The 24,578-nt window shown below is 42.0% G+C and carries 24 protein-coding genes and 5 tRNA genes; 21 read left to right on the plus strand and 8 right to left on the minus strand.

Annotated features, from left to right (window positions below):
* Positions 1-8: 8 nt before the first annotated feature.
* The 12 genes from AN394_RS18845 to AN394_RS18905 all read left to right on the plus strand — a co-directional run bounded on the left by AN394_RS18845 (position 9) and on the right by AN394_RS18905 (position 10,098).
* Positions 9-85, plus strand: a tRNA-Pro gene (locus AN394_RS18845).
* Positions 86-135: 50 nt separating this feature from the next.
* Positions 136-212 (plus strand) — tRNA-Arg (locus AN394_RS18850).
* Between the two features lie 23 nt (positions 213-235).
* Positions 236-311 (plus strand) — tRNA-His (locus tag AN394_RS18855).
* Positions 312-327: 16 nt separating this feature from the next.
* Positions 328-404, plus strand: a tRNA-Pro gene (locus tag AN394_RS18860).
* Between the two features lie 42 nt (positions 405-446).
* Positions 447-523, plus strand: a tRNA-Pro gene (locus AN394_RS18865).
* Positions 524-933: 410 nt separating this feature from the next.
* The gene (gene tig / locus AN394_RS18875) at positions 934-2,238 is read left to right on the plus strand and encodes a trigger factor (RefSeq protein WP_054553149.1); all 1,305 of its coding nucleotides are present in this window, start codon (positions 934-936) and stop codon (positions 2,236-2,238) included.
* A 273-nt stretch (positions 2,239-2,511) separates the two neighbouring features.
* Entirely contained in the window at positions 2,512-3,129 is a 618-nt protein-coding gene (gene clpP, locus AN394_RS18880) for an ATP-dependent Clp endopeptidase proteolytic subunit ClpP (RefSeq protein WP_054562075.1), read from the plus strand.
* 135 nt (positions 3,130-3,264) lie between these two features.
* The gene (gene clpX, locus AN394_RS18885; protein ID WP_054562074.1) at positions 3,265-4,548 is read left to right on the plus strand and encodes an ATP-dependent protease ATP-binding subunit ClpX; all 1,284 of its coding nucleotides are present in this window, start codon (positions 3,265-3,267) and stop codon (positions 4,546-4,548) included.
* Positions 4,549-4,691: 143 nt separating this feature from the next.
* A complete protein-coding gene (gene lon, locus AN394_RS18890; protein ID WP_054553146.1) occupies positions 4,692-7,052 on the plus strand; it encodes an endopeptidase La in 2,361 nt (786 codons plus the stop codon).
* Between the two features lie 208 nt (positions 7,053-7,260).
* Positions 7,261-7,551, plus strand: a complete 291-nt coding sequence (locus AN394_RS18895) for an HU family DNA-binding protein (protein WP_175580427.1) — start codon at positions 7,261-7,263, stop codon at positions 7,549-7,551.
* A 158-nt stretch (positions 7,552-7,709) separates the two neighbouring features.
* On the plus strand, positions 7,710-9,611 hold the full coding sequence (gene ppiD, locus AN394_RS18900) for a peptidylprolyl isomerase (protein ID WP_055022258.1): 1,902 nt from the start codon (positions 7,710-7,712) through the stop codon (positions 9,609-9,611).
* An 88-nt stretch (positions 9,612-9,699) separates the two neighbouring features.
* Positions 9,700-10,098, plus strand: coding sequence for a GNAT family N-acetyltransferase (locus tag AN394_RS18905; RefSeq protein ID WP_054562071.1), 399 nt, complete (start codon positions 9,700-9,702; stop codon positions 10,096-10,098).
* 136 nt (positions 10,099-10,234) lie between these two features.
* Here the strand turns inward: AN394_RS18905 and AN394_RS18910 are convergent, their stop codons facing one another.
* The 6 genes from AN394_RS18910 to pspF are packed head-to-tail and all read right to left on the minus strand — an operon-like array spanning position 10,235 to position 16,601.
* Entirely contained in the window at positions 10,235-10,996 is a 762-nt protein-coding gene (locus AN394_RS18910) for an ATP-binding cassette domain-containing protein (protein ID WP_055022259.1), read from the minus strand.
* A complete protein-coding gene (locus AN394_RS18915) occupies positions 10,996-11,988 on the minus strand; it encodes an oligopeptide/dipeptide ABC transporter ATP-binding protein (RefSeq protein ID WP_054562069.1) in 993 nt (330 codons plus the stop codon). The genes AN394_RS18910 and AN394_RS18915 overlap by 1 nt, the downstream gene beginning before the upstream one ends.
* 2 nt (positions 11,989-11,990) lie before the next feature.
* Entirely contained in the window at positions 11,991-12,884 is an 894-nt protein-coding gene (locus AN394_RS18920) for an ABC transporter permease subunit (protein ID WP_054562068.1), read from the minus strand.
* Positions 12,871-13,905 (minus strand): ABC transporter permease subunit, encoded by a 1,035-nt coding sequence (locus AN394_RS18925; RefSeq protein ID WP_054562067.1) that lies wholly within the window; start codon positions 13,903-13,905, stop codon positions 12,871-12,873. Before AN394_RS18925 ends, AN394_RS18920 begins: the two co-directional genes overlap by 14 nt.
* A complete protein-coding gene (locus AN394_RS18930) occupies positions 13,905-15,512 on the minus strand; it encodes an ABC transporter substrate-binding protein (RefSeq protein WP_054562066.1) in 1,608 nt (535 codons plus the stop codon). Before AN394_RS18930 ends, AN394_RS18925 begins: the two co-directional genes overlap by 1 nt.
* Positions 15,513-15,527: 15 nt before the next feature.
* On the minus strand, positions 15,528-16,601 hold the full coding sequence (pspF, locus tag AN394_RS18935; RefSeq protein ID WP_054562065.1) for a phage shock protein operon transcriptional activator: 1,074 nt from the start codon (positions 16,599-16,601) through the stop codon (positions 15,528-15,530).
* A gap of 188 nt (positions 16,602-16,789) precedes the next feature.
* Here pspF and pspA point away from each other — a divergent pair, with 188 nt between their 5' ends.
* The 9 genes from pspA (at position 16,790) to AN394_RS18980 (ending at position 24,031) form a co-directional block, all read left to right on the plus strand.
* Positions 16,790-17,452, plus strand: a complete 663-nt coding sequence (gene pspA, locus AN394_RS18940; RefSeq protein WP_054562064.1) for a phage shock protein PspA — start codon at positions 16,790-16,792, stop codon at positions 17,450-17,452.
* 57 nt (positions 17,453-17,509) lie between these two features.
* Positions 17,510-17,743 carry an envelope stress response membrane protein PspB gene (gene pspB, locus AN394_RS18945; protein ID WP_036969793.1) on the plus strand — a complete coding sequence of 78 codons (234 nt, stop codon included), beginning with the start codon at positions 17,510-17,512 and terminating at the stop codon, positions 17,741-17,743.
* On the plus strand, positions 17,740-18,141 hold the full coding sequence (gene pspC / locus AN394_RS18950) for an envelope stress response membrane protein PspC (RefSeq protein WP_054562063.1): 402 nt from the start codon (positions 17,740-17,742) through the stop codon (positions 18,139-18,141). Before pspB ends, pspC begins: the two co-directional genes overlap by 4 nt.
* A gap of 62 nt (positions 18,142-18,203) precedes the next feature.
* The gene (locus AN394_RS18955) at positions 18,204-19,616 is read left to right on the plus strand and encodes a YcjX family protein (RefSeq protein ID WP_054562062.1); all 1,413 of its coding nucleotides are present in this window, start codon (positions 18,204-18,206) and stop codon (positions 19,614-19,616) included.
* Positions 19,613-20,647 carry a TIGR01620 family protein gene (locus AN394_RS18960; RefSeq protein WP_054562061.1) on the plus strand — a complete coding sequence of 345 codons (1,035 nt, stop codon included), beginning with the start codon at positions 19,613-19,615 and terminating at the stop codon, positions 20,645-20,647. The genes AN394_RS18955 and AN394_RS18960 overlap by 4 nt, the downstream gene beginning before the upstream one ends.
* Positions 20,648-20,781: 134 nt before the next feature.
* Positions 20,782-21,963, plus strand: coding sequence for a methionine gamma-lyase (gene megL, locus AN394_RS18965; protein ID WP_054562060.1), 1,182 nt, complete (start codon positions 20,782-20,784; stop codon positions 21,961-21,963).
* Positions 21,964-22,189: 226 nt separating this feature from the next.
* Positions 22,190-22,987 (plus strand): phenylalanine 4-monooxygenase, encoded by a 798-nt coding sequence (gene phhA, locus AN394_RS18970; protein ID WP_054562059.1) that lies wholly within the window; start codon positions 22,190-22,192, stop codon positions 22,985-22,987.
* A gap of 9 nt (positions 22,988-22,996) precedes the next feature.
* Positions 22,997-23,341 (plus strand): 4a-hydroxytetrahydrobiopterin dehydratase, encoded by a 345-nt coding sequence (locus AN394_RS18975; RefSeq protein WP_036969771.1) that lies wholly within the window; start codon positions 22,997-22,999, stop codon positions 23,339-23,341.
* Positions 23,342-23,461: 120 nt separating this feature from the next.
* Positions 23,462-24,031, plus strand: a complete 570-nt coding sequence (locus AN394_RS18980; protein WP_054562058.1) for a hypothetical protein — start codon at positions 23,462-23,464, stop codon at positions 24,029-24,031.
* A 31-nt stretch (positions 24,032-24,062) separates the two neighbouring features.
* Here AN394_RS18980 and AN394_RS18985 read toward each other — a convergent pair whose 3' ends face one another.
* The gene (locus tag AN394_RS18985) at positions 24,063-24,269 is read right to left on the minus strand and encodes a type II toxin-antitoxin system RelE/ParE family toxin (RefSeq protein ID WP_082401586.1); all 207 of its coding nucleotides are present in this window, start codon (positions 24,267-24,269) and stop codon (positions 24,063-24,065) included.
* Positions 24,241-24,483, minus strand: a complete 243-nt coding sequence (locus tag AN394_RS18990) for a type II toxin-antitoxin system prevent-host-death family antitoxin (protein WP_054562057.1) — start codon at positions 24,481-24,483, stop codon at positions 24,241-24,243. Before AN394_RS18990 ends, AN394_RS18985 begins: the two co-directional genes overlap by 29 nt.
* Positions 24,484-24,578: the final 95 nt, after the last annotated feature.

The following is a 24,578-nucleotide window of genomic DNA, read 5'->3' on the forward strand; positions in this document are numbered from 1 at the left end:
GTAAGCATCGGCGATTAGCGCAGTTTGGTAGCGCACTTGGTTTGGGTCCAAGGGGTCGCAGGTTCAAATCCTGCATCGCCGACCACTTTACTCTTTGTAAATGGTGCTTACAGGCAAACTTATGAAGTTTTCGATGCGCCCGTAGCTCAGCTGGATAGAGCAACGCCCTTCTAAGGCGTTGGTCGAAGGTTCGAATCCTTCCGGGTGCGCCATTTGAAAATATGTAAATGCCGTGGTGATTGTAGCTCAGTTGGTAGAGCCCCGGATTGTGATTCCGGTTGTCGTGGGTTCGAGCCCCATCAGTCACCCCAATTTACTCTAAGATATCGGCGATTAGCGCAGTTTGGTAGCGCACTTGGTTTGGGTCCAAGGGGTCGCAGGTTCAAATCCTGCATCGCCGACCACTTTTAATAAGTGGTCTTTATTTTCAAAACTTCTCTCAGTATCGGCGATTAGCGCAGTTTGGTAGCGCACTTGGTTTGGGTCCAAGGGGTCGCAGGTTCAAATCCTGCATCGCCGACCACTTTTAAAGATTTATGGTCAAAGAACAATTGGTTTGGGTATATCCAATTCAGTCGCAGGTTCAAATCCTGTATCGTCGACCACTTCTCAATTTCTAAATACATCCTTTAATTCAGCTTAATTCTCCTTTGTTATTTTGTTGCGTTCGTTTTTTACGCATTTAAACGCTGATTGCTGCTATATACGCCAAATAATTGCCCCCCAGACTCGACTATCATAAATATTAGGTTATAATGCCGCGTCTATTGTTTAACATAGTGCCCATAGGGGCAAAGCAGCAATGGTATCTCATGGTTACAATGCGCCGTTTTAAGTTGAAATATTCAGCGTTAAAACTTGCTATCACTCATGGAGATCACCTTGTTTGTAAGGAAGGCGAACAGTCGCCAAAATTGAAGATTGAGGTAAATCATGCAAGTTTCTGTTGAGACGACTCAAGGCCTTGAGCGCCGTCTGACCATCACCGTTCCTGCAGAGAACGTTGAGACTGAAGTAAAAAAACGCTTACAACAACTGTCTAAAACCCAGCGTATCGATGGTTTCCGTCCTGGTAAAGTACCAGCGTCTATCATCAACAAGCGTTACGGTGCTGCAGTACGTCAAGAAGTTGCTGGCGAATTAATGCAACGCAACTACATCGAAGCAATCGTTTCTGAAAAAATTAACCCAGCTGGTTCTCCTACTTTCGCTCCTAAAGCGTTAGAAGCTGGTAAAGATTTAGAGTTCGATGCAACTTTCGAAGTTTACCCAGAAGTTGAAATTCAAGGTTTAGATAAAATTGCTGTTGAAAAACCAGCTGTATCTGTAACTGACGAAGACCTAGCTAACATGCTAGAAACTCTACGTAAGCAACACGCTTCTTGGGCTGAAGTTGACGCAGCTGCAGGCGAGAACGACCGTGTAACTATCGACTTCGTTGGTTCTATCGAAGGCGAAGAGTTTGAAGGCGGTAAAGCTGAAGACTTCCCACTAGAACTTGGTCAAGGTCGTATGATCCCAGGTTTCGAAGACAACATCGTTGGCAAAAAAGCGGGCGAAGAAGTTGTTGCTGAAGTAACTTTCCCTGAAGAGTACCACGCTGAAAACCTTAAAGGTAAAGCTGCTACTTTCGCAATCACTGTTAAGAAAGTTGAAACTCAAGAGCTTCCTGAGCTTAACGACGAGTTCGCAACTAAATTCGGTGTAGCTGAAGGCGGTGTTGACGCTCTTAAAGAAGAAGTTAAAAAGAACATGACACGTGAGCTTGACCAAGCAGTTAAAGCTAACGTTAAAGATCAAGCTATCAAAGGTCTTTTAGCTAACAACGAAATCGAAGTGCCAAAAGCGCTAGTAGATCAAGAAATTGATGCACTACGTCAGCAAGCTGCACAACGTTTCGGTGGCGACGCTAAAAACATGCCTGAGCTTCCAGCTGAATTATTCCACGAGCAAGCTGTAACTCGCGTTAAGACTGGCCTATTACTAGGTGAAGTAATTAAAGCGAACGAGCTTAAAGTTGACGACGCTAAAGTTGAAGAGTTAATCGCAACTGTAGCTTCTGCATACGAAGATCCAACTGAAGTAGTAGAGTACTACAAAGCAAACGATCAGCTTATGCAGCAAATGCGCAACGTAGCGATGGAAGAGCAAGCAGTTGAAGCTATCCTAGCTAAAGCAAACGTGACTGACGTTGAAAAAGCATTCGACGACATCATGAATCCACAGCAAGGTGCTTAATAAGTCATTGACTTAAGCTCTCGCTAGCGATTAAATGGCTCGTGTTACCCTGTATTTATACAGCGTACTCGGGCCATTTTAGTTTGTGGTATCAGTTTCAAAAAAACCAACAATACTGATGTTATTTCAGAACTTTTTTCGGCGAGGATTGAATTTGTTCTGATAAGTTCCTATATAGTTATAAAGATTGAATAGACAGCTTAACTTACATTAGTATAAATGTGCTTTCCTTATAGTAAGGATGAGTCGCAGCGGATAAGGAATTAAATAAGAATGAATAGCGGTATGATAGACCCTCTAAACGCACTAGTCCCTATGGTTGTTGAACAAACAGCTAAAGGTGAGCGCTCATATGATATTTACTCACGTCTTTTAAAAGAGCGCATTATTTTCTTAACTGGCCAAGTAGAAGATAACATGGCTAATTTGATTCTTGCGCAAATGCTGTTTTTAGAATCAGAAAACCCAGAAAAAGATATTTATCTTTACATTAATTCGCCAGGCGGTTCTGTGACTGCGGGTATGGCAATTTACGATACAATGAATTTTATCAAGCCTGATGTAAGCACTATTTGTGTTGGCCAAGCGGCAAGCATGGGTGCATTCTTGCTATCAGGTGGCGCTAAAGGTAAGCGTTTTTGTTTACCTAACTCACGTGTAATGATCCACCAACCATTAGGTGGCTTCCAAGGTCAGGCATCTGACTTTGAGATCCATGCCCGTGAAATTTTATCAATTAAAGATAAGTTAAACCGTTTAATGGCTGAACATACTGGCCAGCCACTCGATGTGGTTTCTCGTGATACAGACCGTGATAACTTTATGACTGCTAGCGAAGCAGTTGAATACGGCCTAGTTGACTCAGTATTTTCAAGCCGCGATTCGAAGTAATCTGAATAGCTAATAATAACGTATTGTTAGCTATCACCCTTTACTATGCGAAAACTGATATTCTTTGATATAGTTAAACATAGTGAATTAGCAGTAGCCCAGTGCTACTGCCAACGTAATAAATGAGGTAGCTGAATGTCTGACACTCCTACAGACGGCGACAAAAGTAATAAATTGTTATACTGCTCTTTCTGCGGCAAAAGCCAGCACGAAGTTCGCAAACTAATTGCTGGCCCTTCAGTATATATTTGTGATGAATGTGTAGAGCTGTGTAACGATATTATCAGGGAAGAAATCAAAGACATTGCGCCGAAGCATAATGCGTCTGATAAACTGCCTGTGCCGAAAGAAATTCGTGATCACTTAGATGATTACGTGATTGGCCAAGACCACGCTAAAAAAGTGCTGTCGGTTGCGGTATACAATCACTATAAACGTTTACGCAATCAAACAATCAATGCAGATATTGAGCTTGGTAAGAGTAATATTCTATTAATTGGTCCTACAGGTAGTGGTAAAACATTACTTGCTGAAACCATGGCTCGTTTACTTGATGTACCATTCACGATGGCCGATGCAACGACACTAACTGAAGCAGGTTATGTAGGTGAAGACGTTGAAAACATCATTCAAAAGCTACTGCAAAAATGTGATTACGACGTAGAGAAAGCACAACGTGGTATTGTTTACATTGATGAAATCGACAAGATTTCTCGTAAGTCTGACAATCCATCGATCACCCGTGACGTATCGGGCGAAGGTGTACAACAAGCCTTACTTAAGCTAATTGAAGGTACGGTTGCATCTGTGCCACCACAAGGCGGCCGTAAACATCCACAGCAAGAGTTCTTGCAAGTTGATACTTCTAAGATCCTATTTATCTGTGGCGGTGCGTTTGCTGGCCTAGATAAAGTGATTGAACAACGCAGCCATAAAAATACCGGTATTGGTTTTGGTGCTGAAGTTAAGCAATCATCAGGTAGCCGTAGCTTAAGTGAAACATTCAAAGATGTTGAACCAGAAGATTTAGTGAAATACGGTTTAATTCCAGAGTTCATCGGTCGTCTTCCGGTTGTTGCGACACTCACAGAGCTAGATGAAGCGGCGCTTATTCAAATTCTGAGCGAACCAAAAAATGCATTAACCAAACAGTTCTCTGCATTATTTGCGATGGAAGATGTTGAGCTTGAGTTCCGCGAAGATGCACTTAGCGCAATTGCTCATAAAGCAATGGAGCGTAAAACAGGTGCTCGTGGCTTACGTTCAATCGTTGAAGGCGTATTACTTGATACTATGTATGAATTACCTTCGATGGATGATGTTAGCAAAGTGGTTATTGATGAAACCGTTATAAAAGGTGAATCAGACCCAATTTTGATTTACCAAAGCGGTAACCAAGACAAAGCTGCATCAGAATAAAGCTGTAATAGTTTAAAAGTTAAGCAGTTGAACACGAAAAAGGAGCCAAAGGCTCCTTTTTTTATAAATATGTTGAACTTTCCCTTACATATCCCCATATACTTGAGTAATCTTTAAAATAAATGAAGTGCGAAGAGAATATAATGACGCTTGAGAGAACAGATCGAGTCGAAATCCCCGTGTTGGCACTGCGCGATGTAGTGGTTTATCCACACATGGTGATCCCGCTATTTGTTGGTCGTGAAAAATCAATAAAATGCCTAGAAGCGGCGATGGACAAGGACAAACAAATTTTCCTAGTGGCGCAAAAAGACGCCTCTGTTGATGATCCGCAGCAAGATGATATCTACCGTGTTGGCACCATTGCCACAGTACTTCAGTTATTAAAGTTACCTGATGGCACCGTTAAAGTGCTTGTTGAAGGCACACAACGTGCGAGCGTTGAAACGTTTTTAGATAACGATGATTTCTTTGTGGCAGAAGCACAGTTCATCGAATCAAGCCATATCGACGAGCAAGAACAAGATATCTTTATTCGCAGCGCAATTAGCCAATTTGAAGGCTACGTAAAGCTTAATAAGAAGATCCCACCTGAGGTACTTACTTCTGTGTCTGGCATCGATGAAGCTGCACGCCTTGCTGATACCATGGCAGCACACATGCCGCTTAAGGTACCTGAAAAGCAAAAAGTACTTGAGATTGCCGATGTGACTGAGCGTCTTGAATACTTAATGGCACTGATGGAAGGTGAGATTGACTTACTGCAAGTTGAGAAAAAAATCCGTACCCGCGTGAAAAAGCAGATGGAAAAGTCGCAGCGTGAGTATTACCTCAACGAGCAAATGAAAGCGATTCAAAAAGAGCTTGGCGAACTTGATGATGTACCCGATGAATTCGAAGCAATTAAAAAACGCATCGAAGAGTCTGGTATGCCTAAAGAAGCGCAAGAGAAAGCAAATGCTGAGTTATCTAAATTAAAAATGATGTCGCCGATGTCGGCGGAAGCAACTGTCGTGCGCTCGTACATTGATACGTTAATCAATGTACCTTGGAAAAAACGCTCTAAGGTGAAAAAAGACTTAGCTGGCGCACAAAAGATTTTAGATAGTGACCATTACGGCTTAGATAAAGTTAAAGAGCGTATTATTGAGTATCTAGCGGTGCAGCAGCGCACTAATAAGCTTAAAGGCCCAATTTTATGTTTAGTCGGTCCTCCTGGTGTAGGTAAGACTTCACTTGGTCAGTCAATCGCACGTTCTACAGGTCGTAAATATGTGCGTATGGCATTAGGTGGCGTTCGTGACGAAGCGGAAATCCGTGGTCACCGCCGTACTTACATTGGTTCTATGCCTGGTAAGTTAATCCAGAATATGACTAAAGTTGGTGTAAAGAACCCATTATTCTTATTAGATGAAATCGATAAGATGTCATCAGATATGCGTGGCGACCCAGCATCAGCATTACTTGAAGTACTTGATCCTGAGCAAAACAGCCATTTTGCCGATCACTACTTAGAAGTTGATTACGACTTATCTGATGTGATGTTCGTGGCAACATCAAATAGCTTTAATATTCCAGGTCCATTATTAGACCGTATGGAAGTGATTCGTTTATCGGGTTACACCGAAGACGAGAAACTAAACATTGCTAAACAACACTTGATTCCAAAACAAGTTAAGCGCAATGGTTTAAAAGAGCATGAAGTTGAAATTGCTGACAGCGCAATTATTGGCATTATCCGCTACTACACACGTGAAGCGGGCGTTCGTAACTTAGAGCGTGAAGTGTCAAAACTATGCCGTAAAGCAGTTAAAAACATCCTGCTTGATAAAGACACTAAAAAGGTCCTTATCGACGATAACAACCTTGAAGAGTTCTTAGGTGTACAACGCTTTGATTATGGTAAAGCAGAAGACGGTGACCGTATTGGCCAAGTAACGGGTCTTGCGTGGACTGAAGTAGGTGGTGATTTACTAACTATTGAATCTGCAGCTGTACCAGGTAAAGGCAAGCTAACTTACACAGGTTCGCTTGGTGATGTAATGCAAGAGTCAATTCAGGCTGCGATGACGGTCGTTCGTAATCGTGCTGAAAAACTTCGCATTAATAGCGACTTCTATGAGAAACGTGACATTCATGTTCACGTGCCAGAAGGTGCAACACCAAAAGATGGCCCAAGTGCTGGTATTGCCATGGTAACTGGTTTGGTATCGAGCTTAACGGGTAACCCAGTGCGCTCAGATGTTGCAATGACAGGTGAAATCACATTACGTGGTGAAGTATTACCTATTGGTGGCTTAAAAGAGAAGCTATTGGCAGCGCATCGTGGTGGAATTAAAACCGTTATTATTCCAAAAATTAACGAACGTGACTTAAAAGAGATCCCAGACAACGTATTAGAGGGCCTTGAAATTCACCCAGTTACATGGATTGATGACGTTTTAAAACTGGCTTTGAAGCACCCAGTTGAGAGTTTTTCTGTCGAAACTGAAAAAAACCAGTAAAAAACCAGTAAAAAACCGCAAAAAAGTGCATTTAGGGGCTTTTCAAATACAAAGGGTATGATAAGTTAAGCACTAGTTTTCAAGCCTAGGCCTTATGTGGCCTAGGGTTGAGAAAAATATAATAAACTGAGCATAAACTTAATTTGCTCATAAATTTTCAAAACAGTGATGTTATTTTTTATAAAAACAATCGCTCTTGATAATAACAATGAAAGAGGATGATATTGTGAATAAATCTCAATTAATCGATCAAATCGCAGCTGACGCTGACATTTCTAAAGCGGCTGCAGGTCGTGCACTAGATTCATTCATCGAGGCTGTTTCAGGCGCTCTTAAAGATGGCGATTCAGTAGCGCTAGTTGGCTTTGGTACTTTCTCTGTACGTGAGCGTGCAGCGCGTTCAGGTCGTAACCCGCAAACTGGTGAGACTATCCAGATTGCTGCAGCAAACATTCCTTCTTTCAAAGCAGGTAAAGCGCTGAAAGACGCAGTAAACTAATCATTAAAGATTAGTTGGTGAGAGATACCTAATCACACTTAAATTGAATTTAGGTAACTTATCACCAGTTACTTCAAGTGAAAAAGCGTATCTGGTAAGATACGCTTTTTTTACATGAGCAGGGTTAATTTGTACCTGATCAGAATAGAGATAGATAAATGCTTGAGAAAATCAGAGAAGGTTCGCAGGGACCTGCAGCCAAAATTATTTTAGGCGCGGTGATTTTATCTTTTGCTTTAGCTGGGATCGGTGGTTATTTAGGACAAACCACAGAGCAACCCGTTGCAGAAGTAAATGGAGTTAAAATTAGCCAAACCGAATTCAGCCGTGCATACCAAAACGAACGTAACCGTTTAGAACAACAATTTGGTGAATACTTCGCACAAATCGCTGCTGATCCAAATTACATGGCACAAATTCGCCAAGGCGTAATCGACCGTTTAGTACAACAAGAATTGCAAACTCAACTAGCGGCAGAATTAGGTCTTCGTGTAAGTGACGAAAGTGTTCGTAAAGCAATTTTAGAAATGCCTTACTTCCAAGTAGGCGGCCAGTTTAGCAACGACCGCTACTTACAAGTTATTCGTCAAATGAATTTCCAACCAGATGCTTTCCGTGAATATTTACGTGAAGACATGACACGCAGCCAATTAGTAGGTGCTGTTGCTGGTACAGATTTCATCTTAGAAAATGAATTAAACAACAGCGTTGCTCTACAACAGCAAACGCGCAGTATTGATTACTTAGTTGTTGCTAAAGAATCATTACAAGCAGGTATCGAAGTAACAGAGCAAGAAATTGCTGATTACTATGAGTTGAATCAACCGCAATTCTTAGCACCAGAGCAAGTGTCTGTAAGCTACATTGACTTAAATGCAGCTACCTTAACGCTTGATTCAAGTGTTTCAGAAGAAGATATCAAAGCTTACTATGATCAAAACAGTGCACAATATGTTGAGCCTGAAAAACGTCGTGTATCGCACATCTTAATTGATAACAGCGAAGACGACGATGCAGCAAAAGCGAAAGCTGAAGAGCTACTAGCGCAGTTACAAAACGGTGCTGATTTTGCTGAGCTAGCTGAGTCATCTTCTGATGACGTAGTGAGTGCAGAAATGGGCGGCGACCTAGACTGGATTGAACGTGACATGATGGACCCTGCGTTTGAAGATGCAACGTATGCACTTGAAAGCAAAGGCGACATTTCTGACGTTGTAGAATCAGAGTTTGGTTATCACATCATCAAACTTACTGATATTCAAACACAGCAAGTTAAACCATATGCTGACGTAAAAGATGAGCTTCGCGCTGAACTTGAGCGTACTAAGAAAATTAATGCGTTCTATGAAAAGCAAACTCAAATGGGTGAGCTTGCGTTCGAAATTTCAGATACTTTAATTGATGCAGCAGAAGCAGCAGGCGTTGAAGTACAGAAAACAGAACTTGTTACTCGCAATGCATTACCTGAGCCGTTAAACAACCCACAAGTTGTTACTGCTATTTTCTCACCTGAAGTGTTAGAAGACCGCATGAACTCAGAAGTAATTGAAGTAGGCGATGAGCATGCTGTTGTTGTTCGTGTAAACGATCACAAAGCTGCGACTACGAAAGCACTAGCAGATGTTTCTGAGCAAATTAAGGCGACGTTAGTTTCACAAAAAGCATCGGAGCTTGCTAAAGAAAAAGCACGCACTCTATACGCTGAGATCGAAGCTGGTAAGAGCCTAAACGAAGTTGCACAAGCTGAAGGCCTAACAGTACGCCAAGAAGCTGCACTTGCTCGTCAAGCTTACACAGTGTCACCAGCTATTGTTCAACAAGCTTTCAAAATGGCTCACCCACAAGGTGCACCAGAGGTTGAAGTTGTTGACCTAAACAATGGCGATGCGGCAATTGTTGCGTTAAAAGCAGTTAATCCAGCGACTGAAGTTGAGATTAATGAGCAACAAAAGCAAAACATCACTATGGCTCAAGTGAATAAAAACTACATGGTATTTATTGCAGCACTAAAAGCACAAGCTGAAGTGCAAGTACCGCAAGCGACTCAAGCTGCTGAATAAAATAATTAGCAAACTGAGTTAAATAAAAGGCGCCTACTGGCGCCTTTTTTGTTACCGTTAAAGGTAATGCAAGTTACAAGGAGCATTTATGGAGTACAGTCTGATCGAGCAGCTACCAAGCGCAGAAGAGTACTGTGATATGCGCCTCAAAGCTGGCTTATCAGCACGTTCATTAGCGGCTGCAAAGGCGGGGTTACCAAACTCTCTTTATGCTATTTGTATTCGTAAAAACGATGAGTTGATTGGCATGGGCCGCGTTATTGGTGATGGCGGTTGTAATTTTGAAGTGGTTGATATTGCAGTATCACCTGAATATCAAGGACAAGGGTTAGGGCGTGTCATTATGGAACATGTTGACCGCTACATTGAATCTGCCGCCTTTGAAGGTAGTTATGTCACTATGGTCGCTGACAAACCTGGCTTTTACGAAAAGCTTGGCTACAAGTTTGTCGCACCACAAAGCCAAGGGATGTATAAAAAGTTTTGATACGAGTGAAAAGTAACAAGGGGAAAGAGTAAAGCTGCAAGAGTAGAGTTAATTGAGTGATCAAACCGCTCGCGTAGGAGGCGTTTTAACGCCGAATCAAACTGATAGCTTACGGCTGACAGCTGAGAGTTCACTATCAGCAGTTCAACAGTTTCTGCGTTACGCTTGATTGCGGGTTTTGGAAAATCGCTTCAGTTTGGCCGTATTCAACAATCTCACCGTGATCAAGTACCACAAGTTGGTCGCTAATATGACGCACCAAACTTAGGTGATGAGTAATAAGCACATAGCTAAGGCCAGTATCTTTTTGTAGACGCAGTAATAAGTTTACCGTTTGTGCGCGTACAGACGGGTCTAGAGACGATAACGCCTCATCGAGCACTACAACCTTAGGGTCTAAAATTAAAGCCCGTGCAAGCGCTATACGTTGCAATTGTCCACTACTAAACATATGCGGGTAATAGTGCTGATGATCTAAAAGCAAACCCACTTTTGCGAGGGTTTGTTTTATTTTATCTTCACGCTCTTCTTTGTTTAAGTCAGTGTTGTACTGTAAACAGTCGTTAAGCATGTCGCCAATGGTTAAACCCGGGTTCAACGACGCCTCAGAGTCTTGGAAGATCATACGAATGTGGCGACAGTCGTTATCACGCAAGCCATCATTTTCGATGATATTACCATCGAGCAAAATTTGCCCTTTATCAGCGTTATCGGCTCCTGAGAGTAATTTAGCTAAGGTACTTTTGCCTGAGCCGGTTTCGCCGATAATTGCAATGGTTTCACCTTGCCCTAAGCAAAACGAAATATCTCTTAAAACAGAGAATCGTTTGCGTGAAAACAAGCCTGCACGCAGGTTAAAACTCTTTGATAACGCTTGAACTTTGAGCAGTGGTTGCATTATTTCATCGCCTTAATTAATGGGAAATGGCAGGCATAACTATGACTATGATGCTTGGTCAATTTTGGGGTAACCACACATTCTTTTTGTGCTTGTGGGCAACGTGGACCCAAGCGGCAGCCTATTGGCAAATGCTGCAAGGTCGGAATGGTGCCTTTTAAAGCATAAAACGGCTCTTTGTGAGCCAGACCTTGCTCGTAGTCAGGCAAGCTTTTTAACAGTGCTTGAGTATAAGGGTGATATGGCTGACTAAAAATACGATTAGTTGGGCCAGCTTCAACCATTTGTCCGCAGTAAAGAACATGCATGCCATGAGACCACTCAACAATTTCTTCAAGTTCGTGAGAAATCATCAAAATCGACATGTTCTTTAGCTGGTTCAAGCTTTTTAACAGTCTAAATACTTGCGCACGCGTGGTGCTTTCAAGGGCGGTAGTTGGCTCATCGGCAATCAATAGTTTTGGGGTACGCGCAATGGCCATGGCAATCATCACTTTTTGACAAATCCCTTCAGAGAGCTCATGAGGGTAGCTGTCGAGCACCTTTTTATGATCTTTAATACCGACCTTGTGGATTAACGCTTTTACTCTGTCTTTACGCTGTTTATTTCGCTTTAAGAAAAAGCCACTGGTTGCTTGCGCAGGCAGGGTCTCGGCAATTTGGTCGAATATCTTGGCAGTTGGATCTAGGCAGCGACTCGGATCTTGGTAGATCATAGCAATGTCTTGACCTACTAGTTTACGGCGTTGCTCGTTAGATAAGCGCATTAAATCAACACCACGCCAATGCATGCGATCAGCGGTGATATGCCAGCGTTTATTTAAAACCCCAACAATGGCTTTTGCAATTAAGCTTTTACCTGAGCCAGACTCGCCAACTAAAGCATGCACTTCACCTTCTTTTAAGGTCATGCTGACTCTATCAACCGCACGAATAACGGTATCTGAGGTGCGTAACTCTATCGTGAGATTGCGAATATCGAGTAATTGCATAATTAGTCGGCCTTACGTTCTTTAAGCACTTGGCGTAAACCGTCACCTACTAAATTGGTAGACAGTACTGCTAAAAATAATAATACGCCCGGTAAGCCAACAGTCCAAGGGGCAAGGTAAATTAAACCAAGGTTTTCAGCCAAAATAGCACCCCATTCTGTGGTTGGGGGCTGTGCGCCCAATTTTAAAAAGCCAAGTGCCGAGATATCCAAAATAGCGGTAGAAAGCGCCATGGTAAAAATAACCACAATATGCTCGTAAATATTCGGGAAGATACCACGGGCGAGAATATGCCAGTTTGACGCACCATCCAGTTTAAATGCCGTGATGTAGTCTTTGTTAAGCTCTTCAACAATTAAGTTACGTACCGAGTGAATAAACTGAGGCAGTAAAGCTAAAATAATCGCCCATACTGTATTCATTAAGCCCGGGCCAAGAATCGCAATAATAATGATGGCTAGTAACAGCGATGGAATAGATAACGTAATATCAAGCAAGTGATTCAAAAAGCTTGAGCGAATTCCCCGGCTGATCCCAGCAAAAGTACCTACTAACACCCCAATTACTGTGGTGATCAAAGCGGCGACAACCGACAAACCAAAGGTGTAGGTTGCACCATTCATTAAGCGCGATAACACATCTCGGCCTAAATCGTCGGTGCCTAATAAAAAGCGTACGTCACCTGCATCATGCCACGATGGCGGTAACAGCAGTGCATCGCTGTGTTGTTGGTTCACGCCATAAGGTGCAAGGAGTGGTGCAGACACGGCCAGTAACACTAAAGCAATAAACAACCATAAACCCACAAGGGCAGGGTGATTGGTTTTAAATTTTTTCCAAAATCGCGCTAACGGCGATTTATTCGACTCTTCAGAGAATAAATTAAACTTTGCCATGAGCTTGGTTCCGCGATAATGGGTCGAATAATGTATAAGTGAGCTCAGCAATAATGGTAGCTAAAATAACGAACATAGAAACAGCGAGTAAGCCACCTTGAATCGCAGGATAGTCGCGCTGATAAATACTATCGATAAGCCAACGACCAATGCCCGGCCATGAGAAAATAACTTCGGTGATCATCGCAAGGGTGATCAAGGTACTAAACTGTAAACCTATTTGTTTTATAACCGGTAGCAGCGCATTACGCAGAGCGTGGTGAAGGATCAGCTGTGCACGGTTTAAGCCTTTAGCGCGTGCTGTTTTAATGTAACTTTGATCGAGTACTTTCAGCATAGAGTCGCGGGTAAAGCGAACCAATACTGTGGTCGGATACATGGCAAGTACAATAGTAGGCAAGGTTAGGTGGTGTATTGCATCTAAAAATGCCATGCCATCATACGGAAAGTCACCTAATATGATATCGATTAAAATAAAGCCGGTAATTGGTTCAATTTCGTAAAGTAGACCCATACGGCCCGACATCGGAAACCAACCTAGTTGTAGTGAAAACACCATGATCAACAATAGCGCTAACCAAAAAACAGGCATCGAGTAGCCAATAAGCGTGCCTGAGTTTATAAATTTGTCTGGCCATCGTTTGTAGTAAGCAGAAGCTAAAATACCACCCGGTACGCCCACAGCAACCGAGACAAACAATGCGTAAAGGCTAAGCTCTAGCGTTGCAGGAAATAAATCTTGAATATGCTGAAAAACACTTTCGCCTGATGCAAAAGAGACACCCCAATCGCCGTGTAAAATACGGTCTAAAAAGGCAAAGTATTGCACCACATAGTTTTCGGTAAAGTGGAACTTTTCTTCAAGTGCACTGGTTTGTGAGAAGGTGCTATTGGTAATACCGCTTAAGTTAGTTAGCGCATCACCCGGGAACAAAAAGCTCAATGAAAAGGTAAAGATACTCAGTGTCAGCATCATAAACATTAACAGTGCTAAGCGGCGCAGAATATAATCTAGGATCATTATTCTTTCCTCGCGTTAGCTAGTGAAATGCCACCAAACGGGCTTAAGCTGATGCCTTTAACATCACTACTTGCGGCTTGAAAACGCATACCATGGGCTATCGGTAAAATAGGCAGCTCTTGCACTATGATCCGCTGTGCCTGATTGTAGTATTGTTTACGCTTTTCAAGATCTGTTGTATCTAAGGCTTGTGTAAGTAATAAATCAAACTCAGGGTGACACCAATTTGCTGGGTTTTTACCACTGAAAGTCGCAGTACAACTTAATAATGGGCTCATAAAGTTATCAGGGTCTGGCGTATCTGCAGCCCAACCAAGTAACACGCTATCGTGTCTATGTTCACCAATTCGTTGTAAAAAGGTATTCCATTCGTACTCGACGATATTAACGTTCACACCAATCTTGCGTAAATCACTTTGCATCAGCTCAGCCATTTTACGGGCATTGGGGTTATAAATACGGCTTACCGGCATGGCCCAAATATTCATATCAAAGCCATTTTTGTAGCCAGCTTCTGCGAGTAATGTTTTGGCAAGTGCAGGGTTAAATTCAGGCATGGCTTTTTGCGCTTCAAATGCCCAAGAAGCAGGAGGCAGTAATGACTGCGCTTTAATGCCGTTACCGTAATATACCGCTTGCATGATTTTATCGACATCAATGGCGCTTGCGAGTGCTTGGCGTACACGTACATCATCAAAAGGCGGGCGCTCAGTGTTAAAGGCCCAATAACCAATATTTAAGTTTTGCTCTTTTTGAACTTTAATATCTTCGCGTTGCGATAAAATACTCAACTGTGCGCTGCTTGGGTGCGCAGTAACATCACACTCTTTGGTGAGCATTTTCGCAACGCGTGTGGTGCCGTTTGGCGTAATGTCATACACCAGTTGCTCAAGTACTACAGGGTGTTTCCAGTAATCAGGGTTACGGTAATAGCGAATTAAACGGTCGCGACGATATTCTTTATATACATAAGGGCCAGTACCCACAGGGTATTGGTCAAATAAGTTTTCTTGATTGCGTGCTTTAAGCTGCATGGCGTATTCTTCGGATAACACCACGGCAAAGTCGGTTGCAAGGTTTGCTAAAAAGCTGCTTTCAGCATTATAAAGCTCAAACCGTACTTGGTAATCAGAAACACGCACAATGCGACGAATAAGCTGATCAATACCCACACTTTGAAAATAAGGGTAGCTGGCATCGCCAACAAAGTGATAAGGGTTATAAACGTCGAATAAGCGGCTAAAGGTAAAAATTACATCATCAGCGTTAAAATCACGGCTTGGAGTAAAGTATTTTGTGGTATGAAATTTAACCCCTTTACGCAGGGTAAAGGTAATTGCTTTGCCGTCTGGGCTAATTTTCCAATCAGTTGCCAGCTCTGCTTTAAACTCGGCAGACACCGGATCAATACTTAACAGGCGATCATAAAGCTGATTGGCGATAATATCGATAGTCGAACCTGTCGTTGTCACTTGCGGATTAAACGACACAGGGTTTGCTTCAGCGCAATAGACTAAGCCCTGGTTTTTTTGTTCTGTGGTTTTTTCTTCGTTATCTAGGCAGCCTACTAAGCACACCAAAGACAAAGCAAGTAACGGTTTAAACACCTGATTAGCCTCTAACTATTGCTGCTGATCTAATAAATTGTATTTTTTCAAATAGCCACGTAATTGATGATACGTTAATTCTAAGTGTTCTGCAGTTTTCTTTTGGTTAAATTGGCTATGTTCAAGCGCTTTTTTAATGACATCAATTTCAAAGTCGTTAGACAGCTGCTTTAAATTACAAGGAAATTGAATGTCGGGCTTATTGAGTGTCACAACGTCTTGATTTTGTGTCGTGGCGATAGGCGCAGCTTCGACGTTTGCAACAGGGGCACTGCTAACTGCAGCTTTAACGCGCTGTTTAGGTCTAAATTTACTCGCAAATGGGTCTAAAATAATCTGGTGAACGGGAATATGTTCGTTACCATGACGATATAAACTACGTTCAACCACATTCTTTAATTCACGAATATTACCCGGCCACTCATAAGATTGTAGCGTTTCGATGGCGCTACGCGTAAAGCCACTAAATAGCTCCCACTCAAGATCGCGAGCCATGTTAATTGCAAATTGTTCTGCCAATAACATGATATCTTCTTGGCGTTCACGCAGCGGGGGCAGGGTAATAACATCAAAGGCGAGGCGGTCGAGTAAGTCGCTTCTAAATTCGCCTTGCTCAGCTAGGGTTGGTAAGTCTTCATTGGTCGCACAGACTAATCGGGTATCGACTTTAACGGTTTGCTTACCACCAACGCGTTCAAATTCGCCGTATTCAATAACGCGTAGTAGTTTTTCTTGTACCATCGCCGAGGTATTGGCTAATTCATCAAGGAATAGCGTACCGCCATTAGCACGTTCAAAGCGGCCTTCGTGGCGTTTACTGGCACCGGTAAATGCACCACTTTCATGACCAAATAATTCACTTTCGAGCAGGTTTTCGTTGAGCGCTGCACAGTTGAGCTTTATATAGTTTTGGTCCCAACGCTTAGATAAGAAGTGCAAACGGGCTGCAATAAGTTCTTTACCCGTACCGCGCTCACCAATAATAAGGACTGGCTTTTCTAAACTGGCTAGTTGCGAAACTTGATCAAGCACACTTAAAAAGCTGTCAGATTGGCCGAGTAAATTATCCTGCTGGCGAAATTGGCTCATATTCCCTAACTCTTAGTCATTTTTACTAAGATCTAGTGTATTTCATTATCTATGAGAACTAAAGAAATTTATAAATTTAGTTTAACTGTTTGAATATATTAAGTTATTCTAAGTTTATAAAAGTTGGCAAGCATATTGATACTAGATATACCAACTGATTAAGTTAAAACACCAAAGAGGTAAATGTTATGGGAATTTTTTCACGTTTTGCAGACATCGTTAATTCTAATATCAATGCCATCTTAGATAAAGCAGAAGACCCAGAAAAAATGGTTCGCCTGATCATCCAAGAGATGGAAGATACATTAGTAGAAGTTCGCTCTACATCAGCAAAAACACTTGCTGAGAAAAAAGAGCTAGTACGTCGCGTTGAAACTTTAAAAGTTCAAGTTGCAGACTGGCAAGAAAAAGCTGAATTAGCACTAAATAAAGACCGTGATGATTTAGCGCGTGCAGCACTGATTGAAAAGCAAAAGTCAGCAGATGCAGTCGCAGCGGTTGAAACTGAGCTTGAGCATGTAGAGTCTCATATCGAGAAACTACAGCAAGAAGTCAGCACGTTACAAGAGAAGCTAGCTGATGCAAAAGCGCGTCAAAAAGCAATCATCTTACGTCAACGCTCTGCTGAGTCACGTCTTGAAGTTAAAAAAGCACTCGACAGCTCGAAAGTTGAAGACGCTTTAAACCGCTTCGAACGTTACGAAACTAAGATCGATGGTCTAGAATCACAAATAGAGTCTTATGATCTTGGTAAAAAATCATTAGCTGACGAAATTGCTGGTCTTCAGCAAGACGAAAAGATTGATGATGAACTAGCTGAGCTTAAGAAAAAACTAGCAGATAAAAAATAATAAATGGGGGCATGTCCCCCAATGCTTAAACACATAACGGATTGACAGGAGAGTACCATGTTCGACGCAGAAGTTTTGATGGCACCGATTATTGTTTTTATGGTGGTTGTTGCCCCACTTTGGCTAATTTTACATTACCGTAGTAAAAAACAAGTGAGCCAAGGTTTAAGTGAACACGAGCACCGCCAATTATTAGAGCTTGCACAAAAAGCAGATAAAATGGCAGAGCGTGTTGAAACATTAGAAGCCTTACTTGACCAAGAGGCTCCGCAGTGGAGACGTAAAGTATGAGTACCAAACGCGAATTATTTAGAGACGCAGAGCGTGGCAAAATAGCAGGTGTGTGCGCAGGTATCAGCGATTACTTTAACATGGAGCTTTGGCTAGTACGTATTTTAGTCGTGACAGCAGTACTATTATCAGGTGGTCCATTTATTGTCGTTGCTTACATTGCTGCTTGGTTTATTTTAGATAAAAAACCAGCAGAAAAAACAGAGAAAAGCACAGACAGCATTCACCAAGACCCGCTTGAAGTAAAATTTAAAGTATGGCAAAAAGGGGAACCACCTCGCCGTGCATTGCAAGACTTAAAAGATCGTCTTGCTCGAGTTGATGGTCGTTTACAAGAGATGGAACGCTATGTCACATCAACAGAATTTACGGTTAGCCGTGAAATCAACAAACTTTAAAGGATATATACGCACCTTGTTTGCATCGTGATACCCAGCGCAAATAAGGTGCTAGACACTTTATGAGCCAATCATTTGCAAAGAACACCTTTAATTCGTTAAAAAATAAAGCGGAAAAAGCCCTTCACCGTAGTTTAGATCAACACGTGAAATTAGCCGTCACAGGCTTAAGTGGCAGCGGTAAAACCGCTTTTATTACCGCCTTGGTTAAACATTTAACCAGCCAAGCTGACGATAAAAACTTACCTTTTTTTGATGTGATGCGCGAAAAGCGTCATATCGCCACAAAAATAGTGCCGCAGCAAGCACTGACAATACCGACATTTGAATATACAAATGCTTTATCAGCGTTATTACCTGTTGAAGGTGAGCCTGCATGGCCTGCATCTACCGAGCGTATAAATACGCTACGTTTAGCAATTAAGTACCAAAGTAACTCGGGGCTACGCGGTCACTTCGCACCGCAATCAACGCTCTATTTAGACATTATTGATTACCCTGGTGAATGGCTACTTGATTTGCCAATGCTAGAGCAATCATTTGCTGATTGGTGTGAGTCACAATACTCACTCTTGCAGCAAACAGCACGCAACGAAAAAGCGAAGCCATTTTTAACAGCCCTTGCTGAACTTGATTTATCAGCCAGTGTTGATGAGAGCAAACTTGCTGATGTCGCTTCGCTTTATCAGCAGTTATTAGTGGGCCTTAAAAAAGACACCAAACTTGCCATGCTGCAACCTGGTCGCATGCTGATGCCAGGCGAGCTTAAAGGAGCGCCGCTACTGCAGTTTTTCCCGGTTGCGAATGTGCCTGATGACATAACCGAAGGGTCGAATTTAGCGCATCTTAAAAAGCGCTATAACGCCTATGTAAAAGAGGTTGTAAAACCTTTTTACGAGCAGCATTTTCGTCATTTTGACCGACAAATTGTGCTGGTGGATGTGCTCAGCGCCTTGAATGAAGGCAGCGAAACCTTGCATGAGCAAAGCCGTGTTATTAACCAATTGTTGGCGCACTTTAATTATGGTGAAGCGAGCTTCTTTAAACGTTTGTTTAAACCAAACATCGACAAGCTACTGTTTGCGGCCAATAAGTCAGATCATATTAGTGCGCAATATCATAAAGACTTAGCGCTATTGCTTGATTCAATCGTGCATGACCGAACGAATCATTTAAAGTTCGAAGGCGTGCAAATCGAAACCATGGCAATGTCATCTATCTGCGCTACAGAGCCGCGCCAAGTGGCTGAGAAAGGCCAACAGTTAGCTTGTATTTATGGCAAGCCTTTAGGCGAGCAAGAATGGCTAACGTATTTACCACCGCAGCCACCGTCACGCCTTCTCAACAAACAAGAGTGGCCAAAACAGGGCTTTGAGTTCTTATCGTTTTCGCCACTGCCATGCCCTGATAAACGGTTAAAGCATATTCGTTTAGATCATGTCATGCAGTACCTGATAGGAGATAAACTAACATGAGTGAGCAACCAAAGGAGATGAACTTTCAGGCAGGTCGCCGTATTTCAAGCTCTGCAAGTAACGAAGCTCCTACAGAGGAGTTAACTGTTGCTAAAGTGATAGAAAACGCTGAATTTATCGACACTGAAGAAGATCAGCAAGATAGCATTGAGCTTGAGCCTGTGTATAAAAAGTCGAAATGGCAAACCCTAAAAGGGGTGTTTGTTGTTAGCTTTTTAGCGTTAGTGTTACTTGAGTTTGCACTGTCATTGTTTGTGACGTTTCAGCAATCAATTATTTTAGGTTCGGTGTATTTAACGGCTGTTCTCAGTGGTGTGCTGCTGATTGCCCGTGTTATTTGGCGCGAGTACCGCATGCTAAGAAGTTTGAAGCGTAATCAATTGCATCGTACCGAGGCCGACCGCTTACTCAATAGCGAGCAAGTAGGTGAAGCATTACCGTGGCTTGAAAAGCTTAATAAACATCAAACGCTTACTGGGTTTGAAGAGTTTAAGCAACAAATAGCAAGTCACCATACCGATAAAGAAATCATGACCTTATACGCCGATAGCTTATTGGTAAGCCAAGATCAGCAAGCGAAAAAACTGATTAACCGTTTTGCCACTGAGTCTGGCTTATTGGTTGCGCTAAGCCCACTAGCTTTAGTTGATATGATGGCGGTGCTATGGCGTGGCACTAAGCTCATTGAGCAAATTGGCCGTATTTACGGTATTGGTTTTGGTTATGCAAGCCGTATTAAATTGTACCGCTTATTAGTGAAACAAGTATTGTTTGTTGGTAGTGCAGAGTTAGTTTCAGATTTAGCAGCAACGGCACTAAGCGCTGAATTACTGGGGAAATTGTCGGGCCGAGCAGCGCAAGGGCTAAGTGCAGGTATTTTTACCGCGCGTATAGGGTATAAAGCGATGGAGCTTAGTCGCCCATTACCTCGCTTAGAGCATAAGCGCAGCTTGCTAAAAGAAACCGCCAATAGTATTGCCCGTAAAATTGCCTCACGTACGAGCGACAAAGAGACCGAAAATACAAAATGACAACTTTTGTGTACAGTTAATAAAAACAGCTGAGTGATATTTAGCCATCTGAGCATCCGGCATGCTTGTGCATTGTGGGTATCTACGTTTTATTTATGAGTATGAAGTACTGATAATAAAAACGAGAACACACAATGACTAAGCATCACTTACATACACAATGTATTCACGGTCCAGAAAAACCAAATGACCCACATGGCGCACTGAGTGCGCCACTTTACCAAACCTCTACCTTCTCTTTTGCTAATGCAGCCCAAGGTGCAGCCCGATTTGCTGGTGAAGAGCAGGGCTTTATTTATACCCGTTTAGGTAATCCGACAACCCAAGAGCTAGAACAAAAAGTAGCTCAGTTAGAAAACTGTGAAGCAGCGGCTGCCACAGCAACGGGTATGGGGGCGGTGTCTGCGTCTGTGCTTAGCTTTTTACAACACGGTGACCACCTAGTCGCATCAAGCGCGTTATACGGTTGTACCTTTGCATTTTTTGCTCACATGTTGCCGCGCTTTGGTATCGAAGTTACTTTTGTTGATATGACCAATGAAGCTGAACTTCGCGGCGCGGTTAAAGCCAATTCAAAAATGATTTTTGCTGAAACGCCAATTAATCCGACCATGGCGGTGCTTGATCTAAGTTTAATTGCCGATGTTGCCAAGCAGCATCAGCTGATAAGCGTTATCGACAATACCTTCTTAACGCCTTTGCTACAGCAACCGACCTCGTTTGGTATTGATATTGTGTTACACAGCGCAACTAAATACCTAAATGGCCATGGTGATGTGGTAGCAGGGCTTGTGTGTGGCACAGAGGAGCATATCAACCTAATCAAAATGACGGTGCTAAAAGATATTGGTGCAACGATTAGTCCTCATGATGCATGGTTAATTAATCGTGGTTTAAAAACCCTTGCTGTACGCATGGAGCGCCACTGTGCAAGTGCCCAAGTGGTTGCTGAATATTTAGAGCAACACCCGTTAGTTAGCCAAGTTTATTACCCTGGGCTTAAATCACATCCGGGCCATCAATTTATTGGCTCACAGATGAAAGCCGCTGGTGGTGTTATTGCCTTTGAAATAAAAGGCAGCCTTGAAGATGGCGAAACATTTATAAATAACACCCAACTTTGTACCCTTGCTGTGAGTTTAGGGGATGCTGAAACCCTCATTCAACATCCTGCATCGATGACACATTCGCCTTATACACCCGAAGAAAGAGCAGCTGCTGGGATCAGTGATGGTCTAATTCGATTATCAGTTGGTCTTGAGGATGTTAACGATATTATTAACGATCTTAAAACTGCATTTACATTTATTGGTTAGGTTGTAATTTAAAGTTTACGGTTGTGTTTGCTTTTAGCCCTTTAAAAATGTGGTGTGTAAACTTTTAGTTCTTTTGGTGTAACCTTAACTTTACGTTGGGGCTGTTTCTGCAAACCTTAGAAACAGCCTTAACTATTAAAATTTCGCTTACTTTTACATAGTATCGGCTTAACAAGTTAATGAGATTCTGATCAATGCTGATCAAGATTTAACGAAGAAGGTTATTATGGCTAAAGCAAGTAATTACACCTCCAAGCAACCTGATGAAAATGGGGTTATCCATTGGAGCGAAGAAGAAAATAAAATATGGTCTGAGCTAGTTGCTCGCCAACTCACTTGCATTGAAGGTAAAGCCTGTGATGAATATTTAGCAGGTCTTAAGAAAATTAATTTACCAACAGATCGTATTCCACAACTTAGTGAACTCAACGAAGTGTTACTCGAAACAACGGGCTGGCAAGTTGCGCCTGTTCCGGCACTGATCGATTTTGATGAGTTCTTTCGATTACTAGCAAACAAGCAGTTCCCAGTAGCGACTTTTATTCGCAGCCGTGAAGAGTTTGACTACTTACAAGAGCCAGATATTTTCCACGAGATTTTTGGTCATTGTGCGATGCTTACCAACCCAGCATTTGCTGAGTTCACACACAAATATGGTCAGTTAGGTTATGCCGCTGAAAAGAAAGATCGTGTTTATTTAGCACGCCTTTACTGGTTTACTGTTGAGTTTGGTTTAATGCAAACCGAACAAGGTCTGCGAATTTATGGTGGTGGTATTTTATCAAGCCCAGGCGAAACACAATACGTGTACTCAGATAAGCCAGAAATCAATGCGATGAACGTGCTTGATGTATTACGTACACCTTATCGTATTGATATTATGCAGCCTGTGTACTACACCATTAACTCAATCAATGACTTATTTGATATTTCACAAATGGATATCATGTCGCTGGTGAGTAAAGCAAAAGAATTAGGGCTACATGAGCCAAAGTTTCCTCCTAAAGAAAAATTAGCAAGTTAAGGATTTATAATGTCTTCATTAAGCACACAAAAGTGTGAAGCGTGTCGTGCGGATGCGCCTAAAGTATCTGATGCTGAATTAGCAGAATTGATCAAAATGATCCCTGATTGGGTTCCTGAAGTGCGCGACGGCATTATGCAATTAGAGCGTGTTTACAAGTTTAAAAACTTCAAGCAAGCACTTGAGTTCACTAATAAAGTGGGCGATATGGCTGAAGAAGAAGGTCACCACCCAGGTCTGTTAACCGAGTGGGGCAAAGTAACTGTTACTTGGTGGAGCCACTCTATCAAAGGGTTACACAAAAATGATTTTATCTGTGCTGCTAAAACAGACGATGTATTCGCTGCACTGTAAATTTTAAGTTCTGCCCAGAACGATAAAAGGCGTAACCTCAGGTTGCGCCTTTTTGCTTTTTTAGAGTCCAAGAATTAACATTGAACTCTTATCTTTGCGAGAACACTAGAAAAGTAAATAATGAAAAACAAAGCGCTTATTCTGCCATTCCTACTCATTTTACTGCCCTTAATTGATAGTTTGTTTATCCCGCAAACATTTGGCATTCAATGGCACAGCCCTAAGCTGATGTATCAAATAGGCGTAGCACTGATGATTGTAAAGCTCACTATGGTTGCCATTGGGCTTTGGTTATTACTCAAAGCAAAGCGCCTTTATATGGAAGCCAGTAAATCGACCCGTATTCTTAAATTTTCAGTCTTTTTACTTGGCGGCTTACAAGTGGTGATAATGACAGCAATATGCTTTTGGTATTTAGTAGCGGGCACGCAAGCGAAATATTTTATACTGCAAGACAACATTGCTGTATTTACCGCTGATTATGGCGTATTTGCCCCGGTACATCATGAGTTCTCATTTATATGCTTTGATGCCAATGGTTTTTACCACATGCAACCCATAGCCCAGCTACCTTGGCTCGGAACCTTTACCTTTACTAGCCAAGATTCACGTTTGATCATTCAACATAAAAACCAAAGTGGCGCGAATACTCAAGAAATTTCATTAAAAGGGGTTGGCTGTTTGCAGTGAGAGGTGTTGGCTTTGTGAAAGGAGGCTGCAATTATAAGTGGTTTTCAGGAAGCTGAGATTGGTTTAGTACGGCAACAATCATTATAAAACCATCTTCTTTAATAAAATAAGCAGTGTGTTTACCAATAGGAAAGTAAAAACCATTTGGATAAATGTCATTACAGCTACGCCCAATTTCTGGATTTTTTACTACTCTTTTACATAATGTTTTATAAAGTATCCAAGAAGTCTTTACCATCAACTACATTACCTTGAGCTAAGTCTCTTTTTGCGTTTTCAAAGCAATGCTTAATATAGTCAACTTTCTTAGTTTTTAGTTCTTCATAATCCTTATTAGACATGACCAATACAGCGTCCTTGTTGTTTTGACTAATTTTAATAGGCTTACGTTGGGCGTTTAAAAGTCGTTCACCAAAATTACGTTTTGCATCATTTGCTGTTAGTGTATTCATGGCTGCTCTCGATAAAGCAACAATTCGTCTGTAATTTCCAGTTTACCCTCTGATTTCACCTATTCAGCTCCATCCATGGTCAGGTACTTTTTACC

This window comes from Pseudoalteromonas sp. P1-26, assembly GCF_001401795.1.
Lineage (GTDB): Bacteria > Pseudomonadota > Gammaproteobacteria > Enterobacterales > Alteromonadaceae > Pseudoalteromonas.